Source organism: Microbacterium sp. NPDC055357, assembly GCF_053644835.1.
Window position 1 is genome coordinate 28,602 of sequence record NZ_JBSHLZ010000005.1, and the last position, 23,542, is coordinate 52,143.

The 23,542-nt window shown below is 71.5% G+C and carries 17 protein-coding genes; 6 read left to right on the forward strand and 11 right to left on the reverse strand.

All coding sequences use genetic code 11. The features are described from left to right. Window positions 1-70: 70 nt before the first annotated feature. Window positions 71-1,237: an L-rhamnose isomerase gene (rhaI, locus tag ACWICD_RS08440; RefSeq protein WP_376127689.1), complete on the reverse strand. Its 1,167-nt coding sequence runs from the start codon at window positions 1,235-1,237 to the stop codon at window positions 71-73. Next, a complete protein-coding gene (locus tag ACWICD_RS08445; protein ID WP_376127691.1) occupies window positions 1,234-1,611 on the reverse strand; it encodes an L-rhamnose mutarotase in 378 nt (125 codons plus the stop codon). The genes rhaI and ACWICD_RS08445 overlap by 4 nt, the downstream gene beginning before the upstream one ends. Window positions 1,612-1,776: 165 nt before the next feature. Here ACWICD_RS08445 and ACWICD_RS08450 point away from each other — a divergent pair, with 165 nt between their 5' ends. Continuing rightward, window positions 1,777-2,790 (forward strand): LacI family DNA-binding transcriptional regulator, encoded by a 1,014-nt coding sequence (locus tag ACWICD_RS08450; protein ID WP_376127692.1) that lies wholly within the window; start codon window positions 1,777-1,779, stop codon window positions 2,788-2,790. A 155-nt stretch (window positions 2,791-2,945) separates the two neighbouring features. Here ACWICD_RS08450 and ACWICD_RS08455 read toward each other — a convergent pair whose 3' ends face one another. Together ACWICD_RS08455 and ACWICD_RS08460 are read right to left on the reverse strand one after the other, a co-directional pair. Beyond that, complete coding sequence (locus ACWICD_RS08455) at window positions 2,946-4,310, reverse strand: MFS transporter (protein WP_376127694.1); 1,365 nt, start codon at window positions 4,308-4,310, stop codon at window positions 2,946-2,948. Continuing rightward, window positions 4,307-4,735, reverse strand: coding sequence for a MarR family winged helix-turn-helix transcriptional regulator (locus ACWICD_RS08460; protein WP_376127696.1), 429 nt, complete (start codon window positions 4,733-4,735; stop codon window positions 4,307-4,309). Before ACWICD_RS08460 ends, ACWICD_RS08455 begins: the two co-directional genes overlap by 4 nt. Window positions 4,736-4,804: 69 nt before the next feature. Here ACWICD_RS08460 and ACWICD_RS08465 point away from each other — a divergent pair, with 69 nt between their 5' ends. Next, window positions 4,805-5,656 (forward strand): alpha/beta hydrolase, encoded by an 852-nt coding sequence (locus ACWICD_RS08465; RefSeq protein ID WP_376127697.1) that lies wholly within the window; start codon window positions 4,805-4,807, stop codon window positions 5,654-5,656. Window positions 5,657-5,871: 215 nt separating this feature from the next. Here the strand turns inward: ACWICD_RS08465 and ACWICD_RS08470 are convergent, their stop codons facing one another. Further along, the gene (locus ACWICD_RS08470; protein WP_376127699.1) at window positions 5,872-7,380 is read right to left on the reverse strand and encodes a DEAD/DEAH box helicase; all 1,509 of its coding nucleotides are present in this window, start codon (window positions 7,378-7,380) and stop codon (window positions 5,872-5,874) included. 225 nt (window positions 7,381-7,605) lie between these two features. Between ACWICD_RS08470 and ACWICD_RS08475 the strand changes: the two genes are divergently transcribed. The 4 genes from ACWICD_RS08475 (at window position 7,606) to ACWICD_RS08490 (ending at window position 14,484) form a co-directional block, all read left to right on the forward strand. Beyond that, a complete protein-coding gene (locus ACWICD_RS08475; RefSeq protein ID WP_454139913.1) occupies window positions 7,606-8,655 on the forward strand; it encodes a lipoate--protein ligase family protein in 1,050 nt (349 codons plus the stop codon). Next, complete coding sequence (locus ACWICD_RS08480) at window positions 8,634-9,743, forward strand: DNA-methyltransferase (protein WP_454139914.1); 1,110 nt, start codon at window positions 8,634-8,636, stop codon at window positions 9,741-9,743. Before ACWICD_RS08475 ends, ACWICD_RS08480 begins: the two co-directional genes overlap by 22 nt. A gap of 84 nt (window positions 9,744-9,827) precedes the next feature. Next, the gene (locus tag ACWICD_RS08485) at window positions 9,828-10,817 is read left to right on the forward strand and encodes an LLM class F420-dependent oxidoreductase (protein ID WP_454139915.1); all 990 of its coding nucleotides are present in this window, start codon (window positions 9,828-9,830) and stop codon (window positions 10,815-10,817) included. Window positions 10,818-10,962: 145 nt separating this feature from the next. Further along, a complete protein-coding gene (locus tag ACWICD_RS08490) occupies window positions 10,963-14,484 on the forward strand; it encodes a S8 family serine peptidase (protein WP_454139916.1) in 3,522 nt (1,173 codons plus the stop codon). A 54-nt stretch (window positions 14,485-14,538) separates the two neighbouring features. On the opposite strand, the gene ACWICD_RS08495 is transcribed toward ACWICD_RS08490, so the two are convergent. The 6 genes from ACWICD_RS08495 to ACWICD_RS08520 all read right to left on the reverse strand — a co-directional run bounded on the left by ACWICD_RS08495 (window position 14,539) and on the right by ACWICD_RS08520 (window position 23,477). Beyond that, window positions 14,539-15,375, reverse strand: coding sequence for an alpha/beta fold hydrolase (locus tag ACWICD_RS08495; protein ID WP_454139917.1), 837 nt, complete (start codon window positions 15,373-15,375; stop codon window positions 14,539-14,541). Between the two features lie 427 nt (window positions 15,376-15,802). Further along, entirely contained in the window at window positions 15,803-16,984 is a 1,182-nt protein-coding gene (galK, locus tag ACWICD_RS08500) for a galactokinase (RefSeq protein WP_454139918.1), read from the reverse strand. Continuing rightward, window positions 16,981-18,129 (reverse strand): galactose-1-phosphate uridylyltransferase, encoded by a 1,149-nt coding sequence (galT, locus tag ACWICD_RS08505; protein WP_454140006.1) that lies wholly within the window; start codon window positions 18,127-18,129, stop codon window positions 16,981-16,983. Before galT ends, galK begins: the two co-directional genes overlap by 4 nt. Before the next feature lie 139 nt (window positions 18,130-18,268). Beyond that, window positions 18,269-19,909, reverse strand: coding sequence for a phosphoglucomutase (alpha-D-glucose-1,6-bisphosphate-dependent) (gene pgm / locus ACWICD_RS08510; RefSeq protein WP_454139919.1), 1,641 nt, complete (start codon window positions 19,907-19,909; stop codon window positions 18,269-18,271). Window positions 19,910-19,974: 65 nt separating this feature from the next. Beyond that, window positions 19,975-20,934 carry a hypothetical protein gene (locus tag ACWICD_RS08515; protein WP_454139920.1) on the reverse strand — a complete coding sequence of 320 codons (960 nt, stop codon included), beginning with the start codon at window positions 20,932-20,934 and terminating at the stop codon, window positions 19,975-19,977. A 53-nt stretch (window positions 20,935-20,987) separates the two neighbouring features. After that, complete coding sequence (locus tag ACWICD_RS08520) at window positions 20,988-23,477, reverse strand: LuxR C-terminal-related transcriptional regulator (RefSeq protein ID WP_454139921.1); 2,490 nt, start codon at window positions 23,475-23,477, stop codon at window positions 20,988-20,990. Window positions 23,478-23,542 lie beyond the last annotated feature (65 nt).

The following is a 23,542-nucleotide window of genomic DNA, read 5'->3' on the forward strand; positions in this document are numbered from 1 at the left end:
CGGGCCCGAGCGGCGCGGTGGGACAGGTTCATTGAACGATCGTATCGCTCGTCCGCCCGGTCCGTAGGGGTCAGGCGCCCCAGCTGGCCTGCACGCCGCCGACGCGCTCGGCCTCGATCCGTTCCTGATAGCCGGATGCCGCATAGGCGGCCATCGGGTCGGCGGGAAGACCGCGCGTCTCGCGCCACTCGGCGAGTGCCGGCCGGACGTCGGTGTAGAACGCATCCATGAAGACCGCGTTGGCGGCCAGCACATCGCCCGAAACCTGAGCGTCGCGGAGGGCGTCGCCGTCGACGAGGAGCGCCCGGGCGGTCATCTCCTGCACGTTCAGCACCGAGCGGATCTGTCCGGGGATCTTCTGCTCGATGTTGTGGCACTGGTCGAGCATGAAGGTCACATCGGGGTTGTTGAGCGCGCCGCCGCGGATCACCTCGAAGAGGATGCGGAACAGCTGGAACGGGTCGGCGGCACCGACGATGAGGTCGTCGTCGGCATAGAACCGCGAGTTGAAGTCGAACGAGCCGAGCTTTCCGAGGCGCAGGAGCTGCATCACGATGAACTCGATGTTCGTGCCCGGGGCGTGGTGGCCCGTGTCGAGGCAGACCATCGCGCGCTCGCCGAGCGCCGCCACCTGCGCGTACGACGTTCCCCAGTCCGGAACGTCGGTGTGGTAGAACGCCGGCTCGAAGAACTTGTACTCCAGCACGAGACGCTGCTCGCCGGAAAGGCGCGCGTAGATCTCCTGGAGGGACTCCTGCAGGCGGTCCTGGCGCCCGCGCAGGTCGGCCTGGCCGGGATAGTTCGAGCCCTCTGCGAGCCAGATCTTCAGATCGCGCGAGCCCGTGGCATCCATGACGTCGATGCATTCGAGATGGTGATCGATCGCCTTGCGGCGGACCGCGGCGTCTTCGTGGGTCAGGGCGCCGAACTTGTAGTCGTCGTCCTGGAAGGTGTTGGAGTTGACGGTGCCGAGTTCCACGCCCAGATCTTCGGCATGGCGGCGCAGCGCGGCATAGTCGTCGACCCTGTCCCACGGGATGTGCAGCGCCACCGCCGGGGCGAGAGCGGTCACGCGGTTGACCTGCGCAGCATCCGCGATCTTCTCGAACGGGTCGCGCGGGGTTCCCGGGGTCGTGAACACCTTGAAGCGCGTGCCGGAGTTGCCGAACGCCCACGAGGGGAGCTCGACGCCTTGCCGTTCGAGGTTCGAAAGGATCTCGGAGGACAGCGTCGTCATGATGCGGAGCTTTCGTTGTCGGAGGCCGCAGCCAACTGGTCGTGAAGGTGGAAGATCTCGGTGAGCGTCGTCGCCGCCTGGTCGGGGCGACCGTCGAGGTCGACGAAGAAGCGGGCCATCTCGGCCTCCCATTCCGCGGCGATCGGCGATGCGGCGAGATACGCCTGGGCGGCAGCGTCGTCATCGGTCTCGTAGTAGCCGATGAGTCGCCCGCGCTCGCCCAGGAAGAGGGAGTAGTTGCGGCGGCCGGCGGCGGCGATCTCGGCGAGCATCTCGGGGGAGACCGGACTGTGGCGGGCCGTGTACTCGTCGATCAGCTCCGGCCGGATCCGCAGTTCGAAGCACACACGGTGCGGGGTGGGGTCATTCGACATCGAGCCGGCTCCTTCCGAGATGGATGACAGGACATGAATCGTTTCAAGATTAGACCTCGGAGTCGACGCGCGCAACCCGGAGTGCGCGTGCGTCGTGCACTGCGCGAGGATGGTCCCTGGCGTGCCATAAACTCCCGGCAGCGCAGCGTCGAGCAGGAGCCCCACATGACGGTGAGTATCAAGGATGTCGCCGCCGCGGCATCCGTCTCGGTCGGCACGGTCTCGAACGTGTTGAACCGCCCCGACCGGGTGGCGCCCGCGACCGTCGAGCGCGTGCACGCCGCGATCGCGGAGCTCGGGTTCGTGCGCAACGACGCCGCACGACAGCTTCGCGCGGGACGCAGCCGCAGCATCGGCCTGATCGTGCTCGATGTGCGCAACCCCTTCTTCACCGACGTCGCGCGCGGCGCCGAAGCGCGGGCCGTTCGCAGCGACCTCACCGTCCTGCTGGGCAACAGCGACGACGATGCCGCGCGCGAGGCCGGCTACCTCGATCTGTTCGAGGAGCAGCGCGTGCACGGCGTGCTCATCACTCCCGTCGACGACATCTCGGACCGCCTCGAGCGGCTGCGCAAGCGCGGAATCGCGACGGTGCTCGTCGACCGGCCGAGCGATGAGCAGGATGTCTCCTCCGTGTCGGTCGACGACGTGGCGGGGGGCCGACTGGCCGTCGAGCATCTGCTCGAGACGGGACGCCGGCGGATCGCGTTCGTCGGGGGTCCCTCGTCTGTGCGCCAGGTGGCCGACCGCCTCGAGGGTGCGCAGCGTGCCGTCGATGCACACGGCGGCGCGACGCTCGAGATCATCGAGACTCCCGCCCTGAGCGTCCTCGCGGGGCGTGCCGCGGGGGAGCGCGTGCATGACCGCGCCCCGGCGGATCGCCCGGACGCCGTCTTCGCCGCCAACGACCTGCTCGCGATGGGGGTGCTGCAGGCGCTCGTCATGCTGGGCGGCGCCTCGGTGCCCGACGACATCGCGATCATCGGCTACGACGACATCGATTTCGCGGCCGCCGCCGTCGTGCCGCTGTCCTCGATCCGCCAGCCGAGTGAGCTCATCGGGTTCCGCGCCGTGGAGCTGCTCCTCGAAGAGGTCGACGACCGCGATGCCCGGGCGCAGATCGTGTTCCAGCCCGAGCTCATCGTGCGCGAGTCCACCGGACGCGCGTCGACCGGCTGACCCGGATGCCGCGGCCCGGCCCGCCCCGGAACCTCCCGCTCTGACCGCGCCTGCCCTGACCGCGCCCGCTCTGACCGCGACACTTCATCGGGGCGCCGAGACAGCGGGCTGACCCCGCAGTCTCGAGCGCCCGTTGCAGTCTCGCGGGTATCGGGTCAGGGGCGTCGGGGGGTGCTGTGTTCCGCTGCCGGGACCCGGATCGGCGTCGTCTGGGCGACCTCGTCGCTGAACTCCTCGGGCGCAGGCTGCACGACCATCAGCGGTCGCGTCTCGTCGATCGTCAGGCGGAAGCGGCTGTCCTCGCGACGCTTGAGCCGCCCCGAGGCGAGCAGCCAGATCGCCCCGATCGAGAACGCGGCGAAGCCGGCGAGGGCGCCGAGGCCGATCGCGACGCGCGGGCCGAACTCGGCCGCGACCCATCCGACGATGGGTGCGCCCACCGGCATCCCGCCCATCAGGATCGCCATGTACAGGGCGAGCACGCGTCCGCGCAGTGCGGGGTCGGTCGTGGTCTGCACGTAGCCGTTCGCCGTCGTCAGCATCGTCACGACGGCGAAGCCGGTGAACATGAGCGTGACGGCATATGTCCAGTAGGTCGGCATGAAGGCCGACACGGCCGCGGCCGTCGCGAACAGCAGCGTGCCCGCGATGACGACGCGGATCCGTGCCCGGTCGCGCCGCGCCGCGAGCAGGGCCCCGGCGAGGGAGCCGATCGCCAGGATCGAGCTCAACAGGCCGTAGCCGTCGGCCTCCTGCCCGAACTCGAGCGCCATGGTCGAGGCGAAGATGGGGAAGTTCATGCCGAAGGCGCCGATGAGGAAGACCATCGCGAACGCGACGACGAGGTCGGGGCGACGCGCGACGTAGCGGAACCCGTCGGCGAGACGGGAGGCTCCCGGCGCCCGCACGCGCGGAATGAGCTCAGCGGGCCGGATGAGCAGCAGTGCGACGATCATGGCGATGAACGTCACGGCGTTCACGACGAACACCCAGCCCGTACCCACCGCGACGATCACGATGCCCGCGACGGCGGGTCCGATCATGCGGGCGCCGTTGAAGGACGCGGCGTTCAGCGCCACGGCGTTCGAGGCATTTTCGCGCGTGACGAGGTCGGACACGAACGCCTGGCGCGCGGGATTGTCGAATGCCGCGACGACACCGAGCACGAGGGCGAACGCGTACATGAGCCAGAGCGTCATGACGCCCATGAGCAGCAGCATCCCGATCACGAGACCCAGCAGAAGGAGCAGGCTCTGCGTCAGCATGAGCAGGTGCCGCCGGTCGAACCGGTCGGCGACCCAGCCGGTGACGCCCACCAGGAGCAGGGGCGGGGCGAACTGGAGCGCCATCGTGATGCCCATCGCGCTGGCGTCGTTCGGGGTCAGCTCGGTCAGGACAACCCAGCTGAGCGCCGTCGACTGCATCCACGCGCCGGTGTTGGACACGAGGGCGCCGATGAACCACACGCGGTAGTTGAAGACCGAGAAGGAGCGGAACATCGCCGACGTGCCGCGGCTCATCGCGTCACCATCCGCTGCATGATCCCGGCCGCACGGGCCATGGTCTCGCGCTCGTCGTCGGTCAGATCGGCCAGCGCCGCGTCGACCCAGGCGTCGCGGCGTCGCGATGTCTCTTCGACGACGGACCGGCCTTCGTCGGTCAGGGCGATGACGACCTTGCGGCCGTCGCTCTCGTCGGGCGCGCGGTCGAGGTAGCCCGCCTCCTGCAGGCAGTTGACGGTGCGGTTCATGGCGGGCGAGGACACGTGCTCGCGGTCGGCGAGCTCTCCGAGAGTGTGCGCGCCGTGCACCCACAGCGCGGCGAGTACGGCGTACTGTCCGTCGCTCATCGTGTCGACGGCACGCTGCGTGCGCATGCGTCGCGCGAGCCGGAAGACGGCGTTGCGCAGGTCGGAGGCGTCGATGGGGGCATCCGGATCAGGCATAGATCATTAGCTTAGGTCATTATCGTTGTTAAGTAAATTCGCGGATGCCGCATGCCTAGACTCGATCGCATGCCCGAGTTCATCGATGCACACGGCATCGCGATCGTCTACGACGTCCATCCCGCGAAGCGCGAGCCTCGGGCCGTCGTCCAGTTGCTGCACGGCGTGGGCGAGCACGCCGGCCGCTACGCGGCGCTCATCGATGCGCTCACGGACGCCGGATACACGGTGTACGCCGACGACCATCGCGGTCACGGCCGCACGGGCATGACGCAGTGGGCCGGCGACGCGTCGAAGCTCGGTCGGCTCGGTCCGGGCGGCATGCCCGCTGCGCTCGCCGCCGTGTGGCAGTTCACGCAGCTCATCCGCGACGAGAATCCCGGCCTGCCGTTCGTGCTGCTCGGCCACTCGTGGGGATCGTTCCTCGCCCAGATGCTGGTGAACGCGCACCCGGACGCGTACGACGCCGTCGTGCTGTCGGGGTCGGCGCTGCGGTGGCCGGGTGCGCTCAACGCGGGCGACCTGAACGCGCCGTGGAAGACGAAGGATGCCTGGGGCACCGAGTGGCTGTCGTCAGATCTTTCCGTGGGCAGGGCGTTCCGCGACGACCCGCTCACGACGACGACTCCGCTGCTCAAGCTGTTCGGCGTGCTCGATGCGTCGCGCCTGTACGGACTGCCGCGGCGCGAGCTCGGACACGATGTGCCGGTGCTGCTCATGGTGGGCCGCGACGACACGGTCGGCGGACCCCGCAGCGTGCACCGGCTCGCCGAGGCGTACCGCACGAGGTCGGGGCTGACCGACGTCACGACCCTCGTGTACCCGGACGCACGTCACGAGATCTTCAACGAAGCGGTCCAGGCCGACGTGCGCGCCGACCTGATCGCGTGGCTCGACGCGCGCCTGCCCGTGCGGGGCTGACCCCGCACCCGCGCCGGCCGTCGTGACAGCCGGGTTCGGGGCGCAGAACCGTGGCGACGCGCCGGGGCCGCCGGCGTGTCGCGGTGGAAAGACGCCCCGAACCGGGCGAGCCGGGATGCGGGTGCTCAGCCGCGGGCGAGCCGGGATACTGGTGCTCAGCCGCGGGCGAGCCGGGATGCTGGTGCTCAGCCGCGGGCGAGCCGGGATGCTGGTGCTCAGCCGCGGGCGCGGCGGTTCGGCGTGCGCGCGCTGCGGCGGATGTCCGCGACGGTCGCACCCGTCGTGAAGCGCTGGCTCGACGAAGTTCCCGTGCGCGCGGCCGGAGCCCCGCTGCGGGGCTGCTCGGACGAACGGGCGCGACCCTGGCCGGAGCGACCCGCGCCCGAGCGTGCCTGATCCGCAGCGGGCTGGCGTGCGGCATCCGTCGTGCTCTTGCCGCGTCCGCCGGAACGGCCACGCGCCGGACGGCCCTGGCCCTCGCCGGATGCCGCGGGCTTCTTCTTCGCCGCGGGGCGCTGCTGCTGCTGGACGGGAGCCGGCGTGACGTGCGGGGCAGGCTCGCCGACGAGCTCGGCGACCGCAGCGTGCGCGGCGTGGACGGGCTCGAGCGGCGCGGTGACCTTGGCCTTGCGCAGCAGGTCCTTGACCTCGCCGCGCTGCGAATCGGTGGCGACGGTCACGACGACGCCCTCGGCGCCGGCGCGAGCCGTGCGGCCCGAACGGTGCAGGTACGCCTTGTGCTCGACGGGCGGGTCGACGTGCACGACGAGCTCGACCTCGTCGACGTGCACGCCGCGCGCGGCGACATCGGTCGCGACGAGCACGCGCACGCCGCCCTTGTCGACGGGGGCGCCGAACGCCGCGAGGTTGCGCTCGCGCGCGTTCTGGCCGAGGTTGCCGTGCAGGTCGACCGACGGGATGCCCGCTGCCGTGAGCTGCTTCGCGAGCTTCTTGGCCTGGTGCTTCGTGCGGGTGAACAGGATGCGGCGGCCACGGCCGGACGCGAGGTGACGGACCAGTGCGAGCTTGTCGTCGGAGCTCGTCACGAACACGCGGTGGGTCATGACGCCCTGCGGGACGCTGGACTCGTCGACCTCGTGCAGGACCTCGTTCGAGAGGAAGCGCTTCACCAGGCTGTCGACGCCGCGGTCCAGCGTGGCGCTGAAGAGCATGCGCTGTCCGCCCGACGGCGTGGCCGCGAGGATGCGGGTGACGCCCGGCAGGAACCCGAGGTCGGCCATGTGGTCGGCCTCGTCGAGCACGGCGATCTCGATGGCGTCGAGCTTGGCGACGCCCTGCTTCATGAGGTCTTCGAGCCGGCCGGGGCACGCGACGACGATGTCGACGCCGCGCCCGAGGGCCTGCTCCTGGGGCCTCTGGCTGACACCGCCGAAAACGGTCGTGACGGTCAGGCCCGCGGCATCCGCCAACGGCTTGATGGTCGCGGCGATCTGGGTCGCGAGCTCGCGAGTCGGGGCGAGGACGAGGCCGCGGGGGCGACCGGGGCGGCGCTTGGCGGCACCGGCGCCGGACAGGCGGGCGACGAGGGGCAGCGCGAACGCGATGGTCTTGCCGCTGCCGGTGCGGCCGCGGCCGAGCACGTCGCGACCGGCGAGCGAGTCCGGGAGCGTGTCGCGCTGAATCGCGAACGCTTCGGTCTTGCCGTCAGCGGCGAGGACGGAGGAGAGGTTCTCGGGCACGCCGAGAGAGAGGAAAGAAGACATGAGTGCTTTCGGTGGTGCACGCGTGCGGAAACGCAGCAGTGCGGAGGTGGCGACGGCGCGGGATCGCGCATCGGTTCGCCGTTCGTAATGAGCCACGGCTTCGGATGCCGGGGAGCGTGACGACGACGCAGCGGCACACAGGCCGCGGCACAACGATAGCAGTCCGGCCGGACCCGAACCTGCGAGCCACCCGCGCGGCGCGTCGGCGCCCGTAGGCTGAGGGCCATGCACGGTGAGTACAAGGTTCCGGGCGGCAAGCTCGTCGTCGTCGACCTCGAGGAGCGCGACGGGCGGATCGTCGACTTCCACCTCGCGGGCGACTTCTTCCTCGAGCCCGACGATGCCCTGGCCGACATCGACGCGGCCGTCAACGGGATGCCCGTCGAGTCCGACGTGACGGCGATCGCCGCGGCGGTGCGGGCGGCGCTCCCCGAGGGGGCGCAGCTGCTGGGCTTCACGCCCGAATCGGTCGGTACCGCTGTGCGCCGCGCGCTCGTGACGGCTCCGGGATGGCGCGACTTCGACTGGGAGATCGTGCACGAGCGCCCCGTCTCGCCGCGGATGAACCTCGCGCTGGACGAAGTGCTCACGACGCGCGTGGGCGACGGGCGTCGTCGCCCGACGCTGCGGATCTGGGAGTGGGACGAGTCGGCCGTCGTGATCGGGTCGTTCCAGTCGCTGCGCAACGAGGTCGATCCCGAGGGCGCTGCGCGCCACGGCTTCGATGTCGTCCGCCGGATCTCGGGGGGCGGCGCGATGCTCATGGGGGCGAACTCGATCGTGACGTATTCGCTGTACGTGCCGGCATCCCTCGTCGCGGGGATGACGTTCGCGGACTCGTACGCGTTCCTCGACGACTGGGTCCTGCAGGCGCTGCGCTCGGTCGGGGTCGAGGCGACCTATCAGCCGCTCAACGACATCGCGTCGCCGCAGGGCAAGATCGGCGGCGCGGCGCAGAAGCGGCTCGCCAACGGGGGAGTGCTGCACCACGCGACGCTCAGCTACGACATGGACGGCGACGTCATGACCGAGGTGCTGCGGATCGGCCGCGAGAAGCTGAGCGACAAGGGCACGACGTCGGCGGCCAAGCGGGTCGATCCCCTGCGCCGGCAGACGGGCCTGTCGCGCGAGGCGATCATCGAGCGGTTCACCGACACGTTCGCGAACCTCTACGGCGCCGTGCCGGGGTCGATCTCGGACGACGAGTATGCCGCGGCAGAAGCGCTCGTCGAGTCGAAGTTCGCGACCGACGCGTGGCTGCACCGCGTGCCGTGACCTCGGATCCCGTGCCCGGCACGCCCCCGGCCTCGGTCCCCGAGCTTGCCGAAGGGTCGTGCTCCGACCCCGCCTCGGCCTCGGTCCCTGAGCTTGCCGAAGGGTCGGTGACCGTCCACCACGGCGACAACCTCGAGGTGATCCGCGGGTTCGACGACGGCTCGTTCACCCTCATCTATCTCGATCCGCCCTTCAACACGGGCCGCCCACGCGAGCGCGCACTCGAGACGGCGCGCGTGCCTCGGCCCGCGGCATCCGCCCCTCTCCCCGCAGCGATCGCAGAGCCCATCCCCGCGAGACTGCAACCGCACGGCGAGACTGCGGGTGATACCCACGGTCTCGGCAGCCCAATGCAGTCTCGCGGTCAAGGGGGCGGGCAGGCGGGCGGCGAGCAGCGGGGGGTCGTACGGCGGGGGTTCCACGGGCGGGAGTACGAGCGGCTGCGCGGAGACCTGCGTGCCTACGACGACCGGTTCGACGACTACTGGGGGTTCCTCGAGCCGCGGCTCGAAGAGGCCTGGCGGCTCCTCGCCGACGACGGCACGCTCTACCTGCACCTGGACTACCGCGAGGCGCACTACGCCAAGGTGCTGCTCGACGCGCTCTTCGGGCGGGACCGGTTCCTCAACGAGCTCATCTGGGCCTACGACTACGGAGCCAAAACGCGCCGCCGCTGGCCGACGAAGCACGACACGATCCTCGTCTACGTCAAGAACCCCGATGCGTACTGGTTCGACTCCGAGACGGTCGACCGCGAGCCGTACATGGCGCCGGGCCTGGTCACTCCCGAGAAGGTCGCGCGCGGCAAGCTGCCGACCGACGTGTGGTGGCACACGATCGTGCCGACGAGCGGACGCGAGAAGACGGGCTACCCCACGCAGAAGCCCGAGGGGATCCTCCGCCGCATCGTGCAGGCCTCGAGCCGGCCCGGCGATCGCGTGCTCGACTTCTTCGCGGGCTCCGGCACGACGGGGGCCGTGGCTGCCGCCCTCGGCCGGCACGCCGTGCTCGTCGACGACAACCCCGCCGCGATCGCCGTGATGCGCAAGCGCATGGCGCACGCCGAGGTCGTCGACAACTCCGGATGAGCGCGCGGATCCGGCCTGGAGCGCGACCCGAAACGGGGATCGGTCCGGAGTTGTCGACGCCTTCGCCTCGATAGGCTCGGGCCCATGCGATTCGGAACCTTCATTCCCCAGGGCTGGCGCTTCGACCTCGTGGGCATCGCGCCCACCGAGCAGTGGAACGTGATGGACTCGCTCGCGCGTCGCGCCGACGAAGGCCCGTGGGAGTCGCTGTGGGTGTACGACCACTTCCACACGACGCCCGTGCCGAGCGAAGAGGCCACGCACGAGGCCTGGACGCTCATGGCCGCGTTCGCGGCGTCGACCAGCCGCGTCCGCCTGGGGCAGATGTGCACGTGCATGGGCTACCGCAACCCGGCCTACCTCGCGAAGGTCGCCGCCACCGTCGACCACGTCTCGAGAGGACGCGTCGAGATGGGCATCGGCGGCGGCTGGTACGAGCACGAATGGCGCGCGTACGGCTACGGGTTCCCCGCCATCGGCGATCGGCTGGGGATGCTGCGCGAAGGCGTCGACATCATGCGCCAGGCCTGGACCACCGGCAGCGCCACGCTCGACGGCACGCACTACCAGGTCGACGGCGCGATCGTGCAGCCGCTCCCCGTGCAGGATGGCGGCATCCCGATGTGGATCGCGGGCGGCGGCGAGAAGGTGACGCTCAAGATCGCGGCGACCTACGCCGATTACACGAACTTCTCGGCGAACGACCTCGACGTCTTCGAGCACAAGAGCGCCGTGCTGCGCGGCCACTGCGAGCGCATCGGCCGCGACCCGGGCGAGATCACCCGCAGCGCCAACTTCAACACGATCGTCGGTGCGACCGAGGCCGAAGCCCGCGATCGGCTGGCCGCGGTCATCGACCGGCTGCGCCCGCACCTCGGCGACGAGCGCACCGACACGATCGAGCGCGACTATCTCTCGTCGCCCGCGTTCGGCACGCCCGAGCAGATCGCCGAGCGCCTGGCCGAGCGCGCCGCCCACGGCCTGGGCTACGCGATCCACTATTTCCCCGAGGCGGCCTACGACCTCTCCGGCATGGAGATGTTCGAGCGCGAGGTCATCCCCGCGCTCAGCTGACCCGGTCGGTTCGGGGCGGCGGGGGCGTGGACTGGCCCCGGCCTCTGGTGCCCGCGACGGAATGGGCTTATTCTCCGTTGCACAGCGGGATGCGATGTTGTTCCCCAAGCTCGGTGCGTTCCGCAGATCACCTCTGAGGAGTGCCATGAGCAATTCCCGTTTCCGTCACGCTCGCGCCGTCATCGTCGGTGTGTCCGTGGCGGGGCTGCTGGTCAGCGCGATCGCCGTACCCGCCTCGGCAGCGCCGCCGCCGTCGGACTTCACCGCGTCGCCGATCGCGCCGGACGGCCCCCCGCAGGCCGGTGCGAAATCCGCGTCGGGCAACCTCGCGCAGAGCGATGGCGACCTGCTCGCGCGCGCCGATGCCGCGGTCGTGCCGGTGCTCGTCAAGGTCGACGTCGACCCCGTCGCCTCCTACGCGGGCGGCGTGGAGGGCTACGCCGCGACGAGTCCCGAGACGACGGGACGCTCCCTCGCCGACGGCGGCGCCGCCGTCGCGCGGTACACCGAGTACGTCGACGCGCAGATCGCGACGGCACAGGCCGAAGCGCTCGCGCTCGTGCCGAGCGCCCGCATGATCGCGACGTACGCGACGGTCTACGGCGGGTTCGCCATGACGATCCCTGCGAACCGCGCGAAGGACGTCCTCGCCCTGGGATCGGTCGCCGCGGTGCAAGAGAACGCGCTGCGCCAATCGGATGCCGCGACCCCGGCCGCCGACCCGGCTCTGACGCCCGACCCGTCAGCCCCGACGCCCGACCCGTCGGCCCCGGCGACGCCCGAGAAGGCCCCGGCGACGCCCGAGAAGGCGCCCGCCACGACCACCCCGGCCGCACCGCGCGCCGCGGTCACCTTGCCGCAGACGACCCCCGCACCCGACGCCGACGCGACGACCTTCATCGGCGCGGATGCCGTGTGGCCCAAGCTCGGCGGACGCGACAAGGCCGGCGAGGGCGTCATCGTCGGCGTCATCGACACCGGCATCTGGCCCGAGCACCCGATGCTGCGCGACAACGGCATCGACCGCCCCGATGGTGGACCGTGGGCCTGCGAATTCGGCGACGGCAGCGTCGGCGACGCGTTCGAATGCAACGACAAGCTCATCGGAGCACACGCCTTCCTCGACACCTACGTCGCGCTGCAGGGACCCGTTCTCGAGGGCGAGTACTGCACCGTCGACGTGTGCTCGGCCCGCGATGCCAACGGCCACGGCACCCACACGGCGACGACGGCCGCCGGCAGTCACGTCGAGTCCGCCGAGATCTTCGGCGTCGATCGCGGTGCGATCAGCGGCGTCGCCCCCGGTGCATCCGTCATCGCCTATCGGGCGCTCGCGGAGCTCGGCGGATACGACGGCGACCTGCTCGCCTCGATCGGTCAGGCCGTGCTCGACGGCGTCGACGTGATCAACTACTCGATCAGCGGCAGCCAGAATCCGTATGACGCCGTCGAGCTCGCGTTCCTCGACGCGTTCGCGGCGGGAGTCACGGTCAACTCCTCGGCGGGCAACTCCGGACCGGGCGCGTCGACGCTCGACCACGCGAGCCCGTGGACGACGACCGTCGCCGCCTCGACGTCGGATCGCGCATTCACGTCGACGCTCGTGCTCGCCGGTGCCGGTGACGCGACGTTCGTCAAACCCGGCACGACGATCACGGCGGGCGTCACCGACGCTCCGGTCGTGCAGACGAAGGACGTCGCCGGCTACCCCGGCACGGAGTACTGCGACGAGCCGTTCGCGCCCGGCTCGGTCGCGGGGCAGGTCGTGCTCTGCATCCGCGGCGGCGCGAACAGCGGCGGACGCGTCGAGAAGGGCTACTACGCGCTGCAGGGCGGGGCGGCGGGCATGATCCTCGCCAACCCCCAGCCGCAGGATCTGCAGACCGACAACCACTTCCTTCCGACCATCCAGCTCGAGGGCCCGAACGACGACCTCGTCGCGTTCCTCGACGCGAACCCGGGAACCACGGCGACGTGGGCGGCGGGCACCGCCACGGTCGCGCCGGGTGACGTCATGGCGTCGTTCAGCTCGCGCGGTCCCGTCGGCGACTTCCTGAAGCCCGATGTCACGGCACCCGGCGTGCAGGTCATCGCGGGGCACACGCCGACGCCATCCGAGATCTCCAGTGGCCCTCCGGGTGAGCTCTACCAGGCCATCGCGGGCACGTCGATGTCGGCGCCCCACGCGGCGGGGGTCTCGGCGCTCGTGAAGGCGGCCTACCCGTCGTGGACGCCGGGGCAGATCAAATCGGCGCTCATGACCTCGTCGCTGCAGGCGGTCGTGAACGTCGACGGCTCGCCCGCCGGGGTGTTCGACCGCGGGGCCGGATCGATCCGCGCCGACCGTGCGATCGCGCCCGTGCTCACGATCAGCGAGTCGGCCGCCGACTTCGCCGCGAGCGCGACCGATCCGCTGCACCGCGTGGACCTCAACATCCCGAGCGTCTACGTCGACCCGCTGCCCGGCGCCGTCGCGACCAAGCGCACCGTGACGAACGTCAGCGGCAAGACGCAGCAGTTCACCGTGAAAGCCACGAGTGACGCGGGCGTGCGGATCACGGTCATTCCGTCGAGCTTCTCGCTCGCGCCGAAGAAGTCGCGTGATCTCACGATCGTCCTCGACGCCCTCAAGGCGAACGAGGGGTGGCACGAGGGGCAGATCACGATCACGCCCCGCTCGGGGAACCCGGTCGTGCTGCCGGTGGCTGCCAACGTCGGTGAGGCCGAGATCACGTTCTCGCAGACGTGCGACCCGACGACGATCGCCCGCGGCTCGACGTCGACGTGCACCGTGACGGCGTCGAACTACCTGCCGGTCGAAGTGGCCGCGAAGATCGACGTCGCGGCGAACCCGCTCCTGCAGGTGCGATCGGTCACCGCGCCGGCGAAGAAGACGCTGCTCGGCGCGAAGTGGAGCGGCACCCTGGCGCCGGCTATCCCGCCGACGATCGCTTCCGTCGAGGTCGTGCCCGATTCGTCGCCGGCGGGCTACGTCCCGCTGAGCGCATTCGGCATCGGTCTCACGGCGATCGGCGACGAGGAGATGGTCAACTACAACGTGCCCGCCTTCCAGTACGGGGGTGAGACCTACACGCGGATCGGGGTGGACTCGAACGGCTACGCCGTCGTGGGCGGCGGAACGGCGGCCGACCACAGCTTCGAGCCCAACGGCATCCCCGATCCCATCGCGCCCAACAACGTGCTCTCGCCGCTGTGGACCGATCTCAACCCCGCCGCGGCTGCCCCCGGCGACGGCGTGCGGGTCGGATCCTTGACCGACGGTGTCACGTCGTGGCTCGTGCTGGACTGGCAGAACGTGCCGACCTACACCGGCAACGCGAGGAACTCTTTCCAGGCCTGGATCGAACTCGGCGCGACCGAAGGGATCTCGTTCACGTACGGCAGTGCCGCCGTCGGCGACGCCGGGTCGGCGGTCGCCGTCGGCGCTGAGAACCGCGACGGCACGAGCGGTGCGACCCTCGCGACGCTCCCCGCCGCGGGCGATGAGGTGCGGGTCACGACCGCGCCGCCGTCGGCGGGTGGCACGGTGACGTTCGACTACACCATCAAGGGTCTCCTGTGGGGCACGTGGTCGACCTTCGCGACGCTGCAGTCCGACGTGCTGCGGGCCACGCCTGCCGAGCAGACCAAGATCAGGGTGAAGTAGAAGAAGAGGGGGATGCTGCAAGCCGCGGCATCCCCCTCTCTTCTGGCCGTTGAGTCAGGCGGAAAGGAAGTCCAGCAGCGCCTCGTTGACCTCGGCGCCGTGGGTCCACAGCAGTCCGTGCGGCGCGCCCTCGAGTTCGATGTAGGTCGCGGTGGGCAGCAGGTCGCGGAAGCGCCGCGCCGTCACATCGGCGGGGAGGATGCGATCGGCCGTGCCGTGCAGGATGAGCGCGGGCACCGTGACCGCCGGGATGTCGTCGCGGAAGTCGGTCGGCCACGTCAGGGGCGCCGCCGCGATCGCCGTGTTGCCGGCCGCGTTGGCCGTCTGCACGCTCGCGTCGACGGCCTCCTGAGAGATGCGCGAGCCGAGGTTCTCGTCGAGGTTGTAGAAGTCGTCGAAGAACCCGCGCGCGAAGGCGTAGCGGTCCTCGCGCACCGACTGCGCGATGCCGTCGAAGAACTCCTGGGGGCCCGCACCGTCGGGGTTGTCATCGGTCTTGAGTAGATAGGGCTCGAGCGAGCCGAGGAAGGCGACCTTCGCGACGCGCTCCGCGCCGTAGCGCGAGAGGTAGCGGGCGATCTCGCCCGTGCCCATCGAAAAGCCCACGAGCACGGCGTCGGTGAGATCCAGGTCTTCGATCAGCGCGTGCAGGTCGGCCGCGAAGGTGTCGTAGTCGTAGCCCGAACCGGCCTTCGTCGAGCAGCCGAAGCCGCGGCGGTCGTAGGCGATCACGCGGTAGCCGGCCTCGAGCAGCGCGGCCTGCTGCTTGCCCCACGACTCGCCGTCGAGCGGAAAGCCATGGATCAGCACGACCGGCTGCCCCGTGCCCTGGTCGGTGTAGAAGAGGTCGATGTCGGCCGAGTTCTCGTTGCCGACGGTGATGTACGCCACGGTCGCTCCTTCCGGCCGGGCGGGATCCCGGCGCACCTCCGACGCTAGAGCGGTACCGCGCCTCGTGCCAAGCGGTGCCGGCGCGCGGGGTAGCCGTGTGGCGGCGGCCGGGCGGTGGGGCGGTCGGGCGGTCGGGCGGTCGGGCGAACGGCCGGGCTGGTGGGTGGTCGAGCTGGATGGGCGGGCAGGCGAGCTGGGGGTTCGTTTGCCTGACTCTGTTCTTCGTCGTGGGTGGGCTCAGCAGATCGGGGCAAGTGAGCGGTCGGGCGGCGGTCGGGCGGCGGTTGGGCGGCGGTTCGGCGGCGGCCGGTCGGTCGGCCGGTCGAGCTGGTCGATCGAGCTCGGGGTTCGTTTGCCCGACTCTGTTCTTCGTCGTGGGCGGGCTCAGCAGATTGGGGCAAGTGAGCGGGGTGACGAGCCGCGCGGGCTACGCGTCGCGGTCCGCTCCGGCGGACGGTGTCACCGGGAACACCGTGGGGGCGGCGAACCCGGATGCCGCGAAGGCCGACCGCGCGGCATCGGCGACGGCGTCGACGCGGTCGTGCGGCACGAGGGCGATGGCCGCGCCGCCGAACCCGCCGCCCGTCATCCGCGCGCCGAGGGCTCCCGCGGCGAGCGCCGCGTCGACCGCGGTGTCGAGTTCGGGCACCGAGATCTCGAAGTCGTCGCGCATCGAGGCGTGCGAGGCGACGAGCAGGTCTCCGATCGCGGCGGGACCGTGCTCGCGCAGCGTGCGCACGGTGTCCTGCACCCGCTGGTTCTCGGTCACGACGTGGCGGACGCGGCGGAAGGTGACGTCGTCCAGGAGGTCGCGCGCGCGGGCAAGGTCGCCGGCCCGCAGATCACGCAGTGCCGGGACGCCCATGATCTCGGCGCCGCGTTCGCAGGCTGCGCGGCGTTCGCCGTAGCCGCCGCTCGCGTGCGCGTGCCGGACGCCCGTGTCGATGACGACGAGCTGCAGGCCGGCAGCGGCGAAGCCGAGGTCGACCACGGTCGCGTCGAGTGTGCGGCAGTCCAGGAAGATGGCGGCATCCGCTCGGCCCTTGATCGAGGCCATCTGGTCCATGATTCCGGTGGGCGCGCCCACGGCTTCGTTCTCGGCGGTCCGGCCCGCTTGCGCGAGGGCATCGTCGTCGAGGCGCAGGTGCCAGATGTCGTTGAGGGCGGCGGCGGTCGCACCCTCGATCGCCGCCGACGAGGACAGTCCCGCGCCGACGGGGACCTCGGTCGTGAAGGCGAGGTCGACTCCGGTCGGGGAGTCCGCGCCCGTGGCGCGCAGGAGCGCCCACGCGACGCCGAGCGGGTAGCGGGCCCACTCGCGGACCTCATCGCGGCGGGCGGGGAAGAAGGTGTCGAGGTCGGTCAGGGAGACCTCGACGGGCGCGCTGTCGTCCGATGAGCCGCCGGGGAACTGCGAGACGATGCGGATGCGGCCGTCTCGCCGCGTGCCGACGGCGACGGTCGTGCGCTGCTGGATCGCGAACGGCAGCACGAACCCGTCGTTGTAGTCGGTGTGCTCGCCGATCAGGTTGACCCTCCCCGGCGCCGACCACGTGCCCTCGGGCTCGCTGCCGTAGACGGCCCTGAACAGGTCGCGCGCGGCGCTCATGCCCGCACCTCGGGGATCGTCGCGACGGCCTCGCGCAGACGCTCGGCGGCAGCCTCGGGCGGGATGTCGCCGATCCACGCGCCCATGGCGGCCTCGGAGCCGGCGAGGTACTTGAGCTTGTCGGCCGCGCGGCGCGGGCTCGTCAGCTGCAGGTGGAGGCGCACCGTGTCACGGCCCTCGCGCACCGGTGCCTGATGCCAGGCGGCGATGTACGGCGTCGGGGTGTCGTAGAGGGCGTCGACGCCGCGCAGGAGGCGCAGATACAGGGGGGCGAGCTCGTCGCGCTCGGCCTCGTTCGTCGCGGCGAAGTCGGCGACGTGGCGATGGGGCAGCAGGTGCACCTCGAGCGGCCAGCGCGCGGCGAACGGGACGAACGCCGTCCAGTGCTCGCCCGCCAGCACGACGCGCTCGGAGGCGCGCTCGAACTCGAGGATCCGCTCGAACAGGTCCTCGCCCTCGCGCTGGATCGAGGCCAGGAGCGTCGTGGTGCGCGGGGTGACGTACGGGTAGGCGTAGATCTGCCCGTGCGGGTGGGGGAGGGTGACCCCGATCGCCTCGCCGCGGTTCTCGAACGGGAACACCTGCTCCACACCGGGAAGGGCTGACAGGGCCGCGGTGCGATCCGCCCACGCCTCGATCACGGTGCGGGCGCGGGTGCGGGTCTGGGTGCCGAACGACCCCTCGTGCTCGGGGCTGAAGCACACGACCTCGCAGCGACCGACCGACGTGCGGGTGCGGCCCAGGCCCGGCGCCGTCAGGTCAGGGGTGCCGTGCGCTTCGGCCAGGGCGGGGCCGAACGAGGGCGACTTGTTCTCGAACACGGCGACGTCGTAGCGCGAGGGGATCTCGGAGGGGTTGGCCGGAGTCTGCGGGGCCAGCGGGTCCAGTTCGGCCGGCGGCAGGAACGCGCGGTTCTGTCGTGCCGCGGCGATCGAGATCCAGTCGCCGGTCAGCACGTCGCGGCGCATCGACGCCGTCGGCGGGCGCGGGGTGCTCGCGCGCGCGTCGATGCCCCGATCGGGACCGAGGGTCGTGTCCGGGTCGTCGAAGTAGATGAGCTCGCGGCCGTCGGTGAGTACCGTGGACCGCTTGACGACACCGGCGCCGAGCACTTCACCGGGTGCGGGGGTCTCGATCTCCGGAATGTTCACGTCAACACGGTACTCGCGACGCCGTGGGAGCGAGCGTGCCGTGCTCGCTCTCATCGCGGCGATCGACGGTGCGCCCGTCTCGGCGGACGTCACCCCGACGACACTCATCGTGCGTGACAGCGCGCCCTGAGGATCAGGCGCCGAGCGCCTCCGCGACGACGGCGCGCGCCTCGGCCTGCACCTGGGCGAGGTGCTCCGGTCCGCGCAGCGATTCGGCGTACAGCTTGTAGACGTCCTCGGTGCCCGACGGGCGGGCGGCGAACCACGCGTCGTCGGTCTGCACCTTGAGTCCGCCGATCGCGGCGCCGTTGCCCGGCGCGTGCGACAGCTTGCCGGTGATCGGCTCGCCCGCGAGCTCGGTCGCCGAGACTGCTTCGGGTGAGAGCTTCGCCAGTTCCGCCTTCTGCTCCGCCGTCGCGGGCGCGTCGACCCGCTGGTAGGCGGATGCACCGTATTCGGCCTCGAGCTCGGCGTAGCGCTCTGACGGGGTCTTGCCCGTGACGGCGAGGATCTCGGCGGCGAGCAGGCACAGCAGCATGCCGTCCTTGTCGGTCGTCCAGACCGAGCCGTCCATGCGCAGGAAGGACGCGCCGGCCGACTCTTCGCCGCCGAACGCGATCGATCCGTCGAGGAGTCCCGGCACGAACCACTTGAATCCGACCGGAACCTCGTAGAGCCGCCGGCCGAGCGCAGCGGTGACCCGGTCGATGATCATCGACGACACGAGCGTCTTGCCGACCGCGGCATCGGCCGGCCAGCCGGGCCGATGCGCATAGAGGTAGTCGATCGCGACAGCGAGAAAGTGGTTGGGGTTCATGAGCCCCCCGTCGGGCGTGACGATGCCGTGGCGATCGGCGTCGGCGTCGTTGCCCGTCAGGATGTCGTACTCGTCGCGCCGTGCGACCAGCGAGGCCATGGCCGACGGTGAGGACGGATCCATGCGGATCTTCTCGTCCCAGTCCAGCGTCATGAACCGCCACGTCGGGTCGACGTCGGGGTTGACGACCGTGAGGTCGAGGCCGTGCACCTCGGCGATGAGCGCCCAGTAGTCGACCGAAGCGCCGCCGAGCGGATCGGCGCCGATCCGCACACCCGCCCGGCTGATCGCCTCGAGGTCGATGATCGTCACGAGGTCGCGCACATAGGCGTCACGGAAGTCGTACACGCCGATCCGCTCCGCCTCGATGTCGGCGTAGCGGGTGCGGGTGACCCCGGCCAGCCCCGCGGCGATCAGCTCGTTGGCGCGCGCCGCGATCCACCCGGTCGCGTCCGTGTCGGCCGGGCCGCCATGGGGCGGGTTGTATTTGAAGCCGCCGTCGCGCGGCGGGTTGTGCGACGGGGTCACGACGATGCCGTCCGAGCGACCCGGGTCCTCGGTGCCCATGCCGCGGTTGTGGGTCAGGATCGCGTGCGAGAGGGCCGGGGTGGGCACCCACGAATCGCGGCTGTCCACGCGCACGTCGACGCCGTTGGCCACGAGCACCTCGATCGCGGTGCGTTCGGCGGGGTGCGAGAGGGCGTGCGTGTCCCGCCCCAGGAAGAGCGGACCCTCGATGCCCTGGTCGCGACGGTAGTCCACGATCGCCTGGGTCGTGGCGAGGATGTGGTCCTCGTTGAAGCTCGACGACAGCGACGAGCCGCGGTGACCGCTCGTGCCGAAGGCCACGCGCTGCGCGGGTTCGTCCGGGTCGGGCTTGCGGTCGTAGTACGCCGCGATCGCCTCGTCGACGTCGATCAGGTCGGATGCTTCGGCGGGCTGTCCAGCTCGGCTCATCGTCCCAGTCTGCCCGGCGCGCGCCGCTGGCGCACGGGATCTGTCGGATGAGCCGCGTGACACCGTCACGGGCAGGGCGTGGAGATGACCATCCCCTGCCAGTTCACGAACGTGCAGCCCGCGCCGCCACCACCACCGCCGCCGCCGCCTCCGGAGGATCCCCCGCCTCCTCCGGAGCGCGGGGCATTCCGCCGCGCCTGTTCGGCGGCTTCGGCCGCCCGCCGCTCGGCCTCGACGCGTTCGGCTTCGAGTTGCGCCACCCGCTGGTCGTGACTGGCGCGCGCCGCGTCGTGGTCGGTCACGTAGCCGCTCAGCATTCCGGCCAGCTCCGTCCACGCCTCGACGGCCTCGCCGTTCTCGGCCGTCAGCGCGACGAGGTCGCGCAGCCCCTGCGCGCGAGAAGTGAGCGCTGTGCGCTCGGCGTCCCCGGCGTGCTCCCACGACGCCGCCGCCGTGTCTGCGGCGTCTGCCGTCGCCGTCGCCAGCGCGCCGGCGGCCTCGTGCGCACGGCTCAGCCACGTCTCGGCGTGCTCCCGCTCGTCCGACCGTTCGGCGGCATGCTGCACAAGACGCTCCACTTCAGCGGATGCCGCCTCATCGGTCGCATCCCGATCCCACTGCATCCGGTCGACGAGGCCCCCGCCCTCGTCGCCGAACTCCGGGGCGATCCGCACCTGTGACGTGGACGCACCCATCGCCGCGGCTTCCGCGTCGAGGTCCGACAGTGCCGCCAGCGCGGCGGCGTCGAACCGGTCGGGATGCGTTTCGGCGGCGTCGAGGACCGGGCGCACGACGTCGTCGAGGGCGCGGGCCGCCTGCTCCTGAGCGGCGACAGCCTCACGGTGCGCGGCCTCGGCCTCGGCGTGCGCGGCGCCTACCTGCACCGTGACCTCGTCGGCGGCCGCCTGGGCCGATGCCCGGGATGTCCCCCACCACACCCCGGCGCCGATGAGCAGGGCGGAGACGAGGGCGATCGCGATGATCATCGCGATGCGCGGTCGCCGAGTGCGCACGGTTGAGTCCACAAACACCGATGCTAGAAGCGGCGGCATCCGAGCAGCACCCGTATTTCCACGGGTCACCTGCGCAGGAGCGCGCCCCCGACGGCGGCCCGCGATGCCGCACCGAGTTTGCCGCGGATCCGGGCGACGTGCTCCTCCGCGGTGCGCACGCTGATGCCCAGCAGCGCCGCGATCTCTTTGTTGGCGAGCCCTTCCGCCACGAGTTCGGCGACCTGGCGCTCGCGCGGAGTCAGGGTCGCGAGCACGCTCGACGAGGCGCGGTCCTGCGCGCCGCGCGCGGCATGCGCGGCGATGATCTGCATCCCGGTCATCCCCTGGCGTTCGAAGATCTCGGATGCCTCGTGCAACAGCGTCGCCGCGGCGGTCGCGTCGCCGAGCGCGAGCTTCACGTGCCCTTCGGACAGCGTCAGCCAGCCCGGTCCCGGAGCGCCGTCGAGGCGGTCGCGGGCTGCGTGCGCGGCGGCCATCATGCGCGCGGCGGCCCGCGCATCCTGATCAGACGCGGCGATCTCGGCGGCAGCGGCATAGCGAAGCGGCAGTCCGAGGCCTCGTCGCAGAGGGTCGGGCGAGAGTGCGACCCGCTCTCCCAGACGCGCGCCCACCACATCGGTGAAGGGCTGGCACCATCGCGCGATCCACCGGGAGGGGGCCGGAGGCGCATCGCGCAGGGCGGTCCAGTCGGCGCGGAGGTCATCGCCGCGGACGTCGGCGGCGACCAGGCGTGCGACCCCCGCGAGCCGCAGACCGTCGAGGTCACCGGCCCGGTGCGCCGCGGCGAATGCCCGCTGGGCAGCGTGCCATGCCGGCTCCGCGGCACCCTGGACGGCGAGGCTGAAGGCGTGCAGGGCCCCCAGGACGGCACCTGGAACGGGGTCGCCGGCGAGCTGGGCGGCGTCCTGTCCGGTCGCGCTGAGGCGCGCAGCGTCGTCCCACCGCCCCCGTTGCATCGCGGCGGCGCCGGCCCAGACGAATGCCGGGACGGCATCGGCGCGCTCGGTGGCCCCGACCTCCGCGAAGAGCGCGACGGCGCGGTCCAATGCCTCGACGCACTCACGGCCCGCCCCGCGTTCGGCGGCGTGCAGCGCGCGAAGGGCCTGACCCGCGGCATCCGCGATGACCGAGGTCGCGTTCGCTCCGAGCGCGTGGATCGCGGCGTCACCGTCGTCGCGCGCGAGCAGGGCATCGGCGAGCTCGGTGCGCACTCGAATGTGCTGCGCGGCGGGATCCGACGCGATCGCGGCGCCGAGGTCGCCGTGGCGTCCCTGCCGGCGCAGCGCGCGCAGGCGTTCGGCGCACGCGAGAGGGGGTTCGTCGGCGCCGAGCGGCCCGAGCGCTTTCAGCGCGGCATCCGGATCGCCGATGCACAGCAGCGCCCGTGCGCGCAGCAGGTCCCGGCGCTCATCGCGGATGTGCAGCGTGCCGGCTGTCCACCGCACGACATCGTCGGGATCGGTGAGGATGCGCGCCTGAGCCTCGTCGCAGATCCGCGCGACGTCGGTCGCGGTGACCTCGTCCGCCAGCATCGACAGGTGCTCGGCTCGCTCGGCCGGCGCCGAGGCGAGCGGCTCGTCGAGCAGGAGGCGGTGCAGCCGGCGCCGCTCGGCGACCGGGATCCCCCGGTACGACGCCGCGCGGACGATCGAGTGCACGACGACCACCTCGCCGTCTTCGCGCGTCGTCAGCAGTGTGCGACCGCGCAGTGATGCTTCGGCGGACGCGATCGATGCCGGATCCAGGCCCGTCAGGAGCCGCGTCGTGGTCGCTCGGAAGACACCGCTCATGGCGACGGCGCGCAGCACCGCCCGTTCCTCGGTGGGGAGGCGTTCGATGTCGGTGCGCAGGGCGCCGTGGGCAGAGGGCAGATCCCCCAGGCGTACGCCCCTCAGCGCTGCTCGGAAGGCGTCCGGGTCGGGGCGGTGGTGCCAGACCTGGGCGAGCAGGGTCGCGAACAGGGGGTTGCCGTCCGAATGCTCGGCGACGACGCGGCGGCCCTCGGCGGGCAGCGCCGGCAGAATGCGAGCGATGGCATCGGCGGGCAGGGGCGGAAGCGTGATCCGCTCCAGGCGCGCGCCCGAACGCCGTACCGCCGCGAGCAGGCGCAGGGGCACGCCGGTGGGGCGGTGGACGAGCACGAGCGTGAGCAGCCGCGCCGCGCCGGTCGTGATCAGCCGTTCGAGGATGTCGAGCATCGGGCCGGTGGCCCACTGCACGTCATCGACGACGAGGAGGACGGCGCCGTCGGCGACGGAGTCCAGCGCGGCGACCCGCGCCGGCGCATCGGCATCCTGGGGATCGGCGCTGACCCAGTGGAGCGCCGCGGGGGCGACGTCGTCCTCGGTGAGGACGGCGACGGCACGACGCACGAGCGCCGACTTTCCGGCGCCCAGCGGCGCGTCGACGAAGATCACGGTGCGGTCGAGGCAGGAGCGGGCGGCGTCTGTGAGCGCGCGAAGTTCCCGCTCGCGGGCGACCAGATGCGCTGACGAGCGCTCGTCGACGCCGTCGGCACCCGCGAGGGGCACCTCGCTCCGCGTCGGTTGGCTCATCGCTGCGATTCTTACAGACCGCTGCGCACCGTACCGGCGGATGGCCGGCGACGGGCGCGGCGTAG

Coding starts and splice junctions, on each gene's coding strand:
- ACWICD_RS08450 (WP_376127692.1), top strand. CDS start 1,777: ATGACGGTGAGTATCAAGGATGTCGCCGCCGCGGCATCCGTCTCGGTC.
- ACWICD_RS08460 (WP_376127696.1), bottom strand. CDS start 4,735: ATGCCTGATCCGGATGCCCCCATCGACGCCTCCGACCTGCGCAACGCC.
- galK (WP_454139918.1), bottom strand. CDS start 16,984: ATGAGCGCCGCGCGCGACCTGTTCAGGGCCGTCTACGGCAGCGAGCCC.
- ACWICD_RS08475 (WP_454139913.1), top strand. CDS start 7,606: ATGCACGGTGAGTACAAGGTTCCGGGCGGCAAGCTCGTCGTCGTCGAC.
- ACWICD_RS08485 (WP_454139915.1), top strand. CDS start 9,828: ATGCGATTCGGAACCTTCATTCCCCAGGGCTGGCGCTTCGACCTCGTG.
- ACWICD_RS08470 (WP_376127699.1), bottom strand. CDS start 7,380: ATGTCTTCTTTCCTCTCTCTCGGCGTGCCCGAGAACCTCTCCTCCGTC.
- ACWICD_RS08490 (WP_454139916.1), top strand. CDS start 10,963: ATGAGCAATTCCCGTTTCCGTCACGCTCGCGCCGTCATCGTCGGTGTG.
- pgm (WP_454139919.1), bottom strand. CDS start 19,909: ATGAGCCGAGCTGGACAGCCCGCCGAAGCATCCGACCTGATCGACGTC.
- ACWICD_RS08465 (WP_376127697.1), top strand. CDS start 4,805: ATGCCCGAGTTCATCGATGCACACGGCATCGCGATCGTCTACGACGTC.
- rhaI (WP_376127689.1), bottom strand. CDS start 1,237: ATGACGACGCTGTCCTCCGAGATCCTTTCGAACCTCGAACGGCAAGGC.
- ACWICD_RS08520 (WP_454139921.1), bottom strand. CDS start 23,477: ATGAGCCAACCGACGCGGAGCGAGGTGCCCCTCGCGGGTGCCGACGGC.
- ACWICD_RS08455 (WP_376127694.1), bottom strand. CDS start 4,310: ATGAGCCGCGGCACGTCGGCGATGTTCCGCTCCTTCTCGGTCTTCAAC.
- ACWICD_RS08445 (WP_376127691.1), bottom strand. CDS start 1,611: ATGTCGAATGACCCCACCCCGCACCGTGTGTGCTTCGAACTGCGGATC.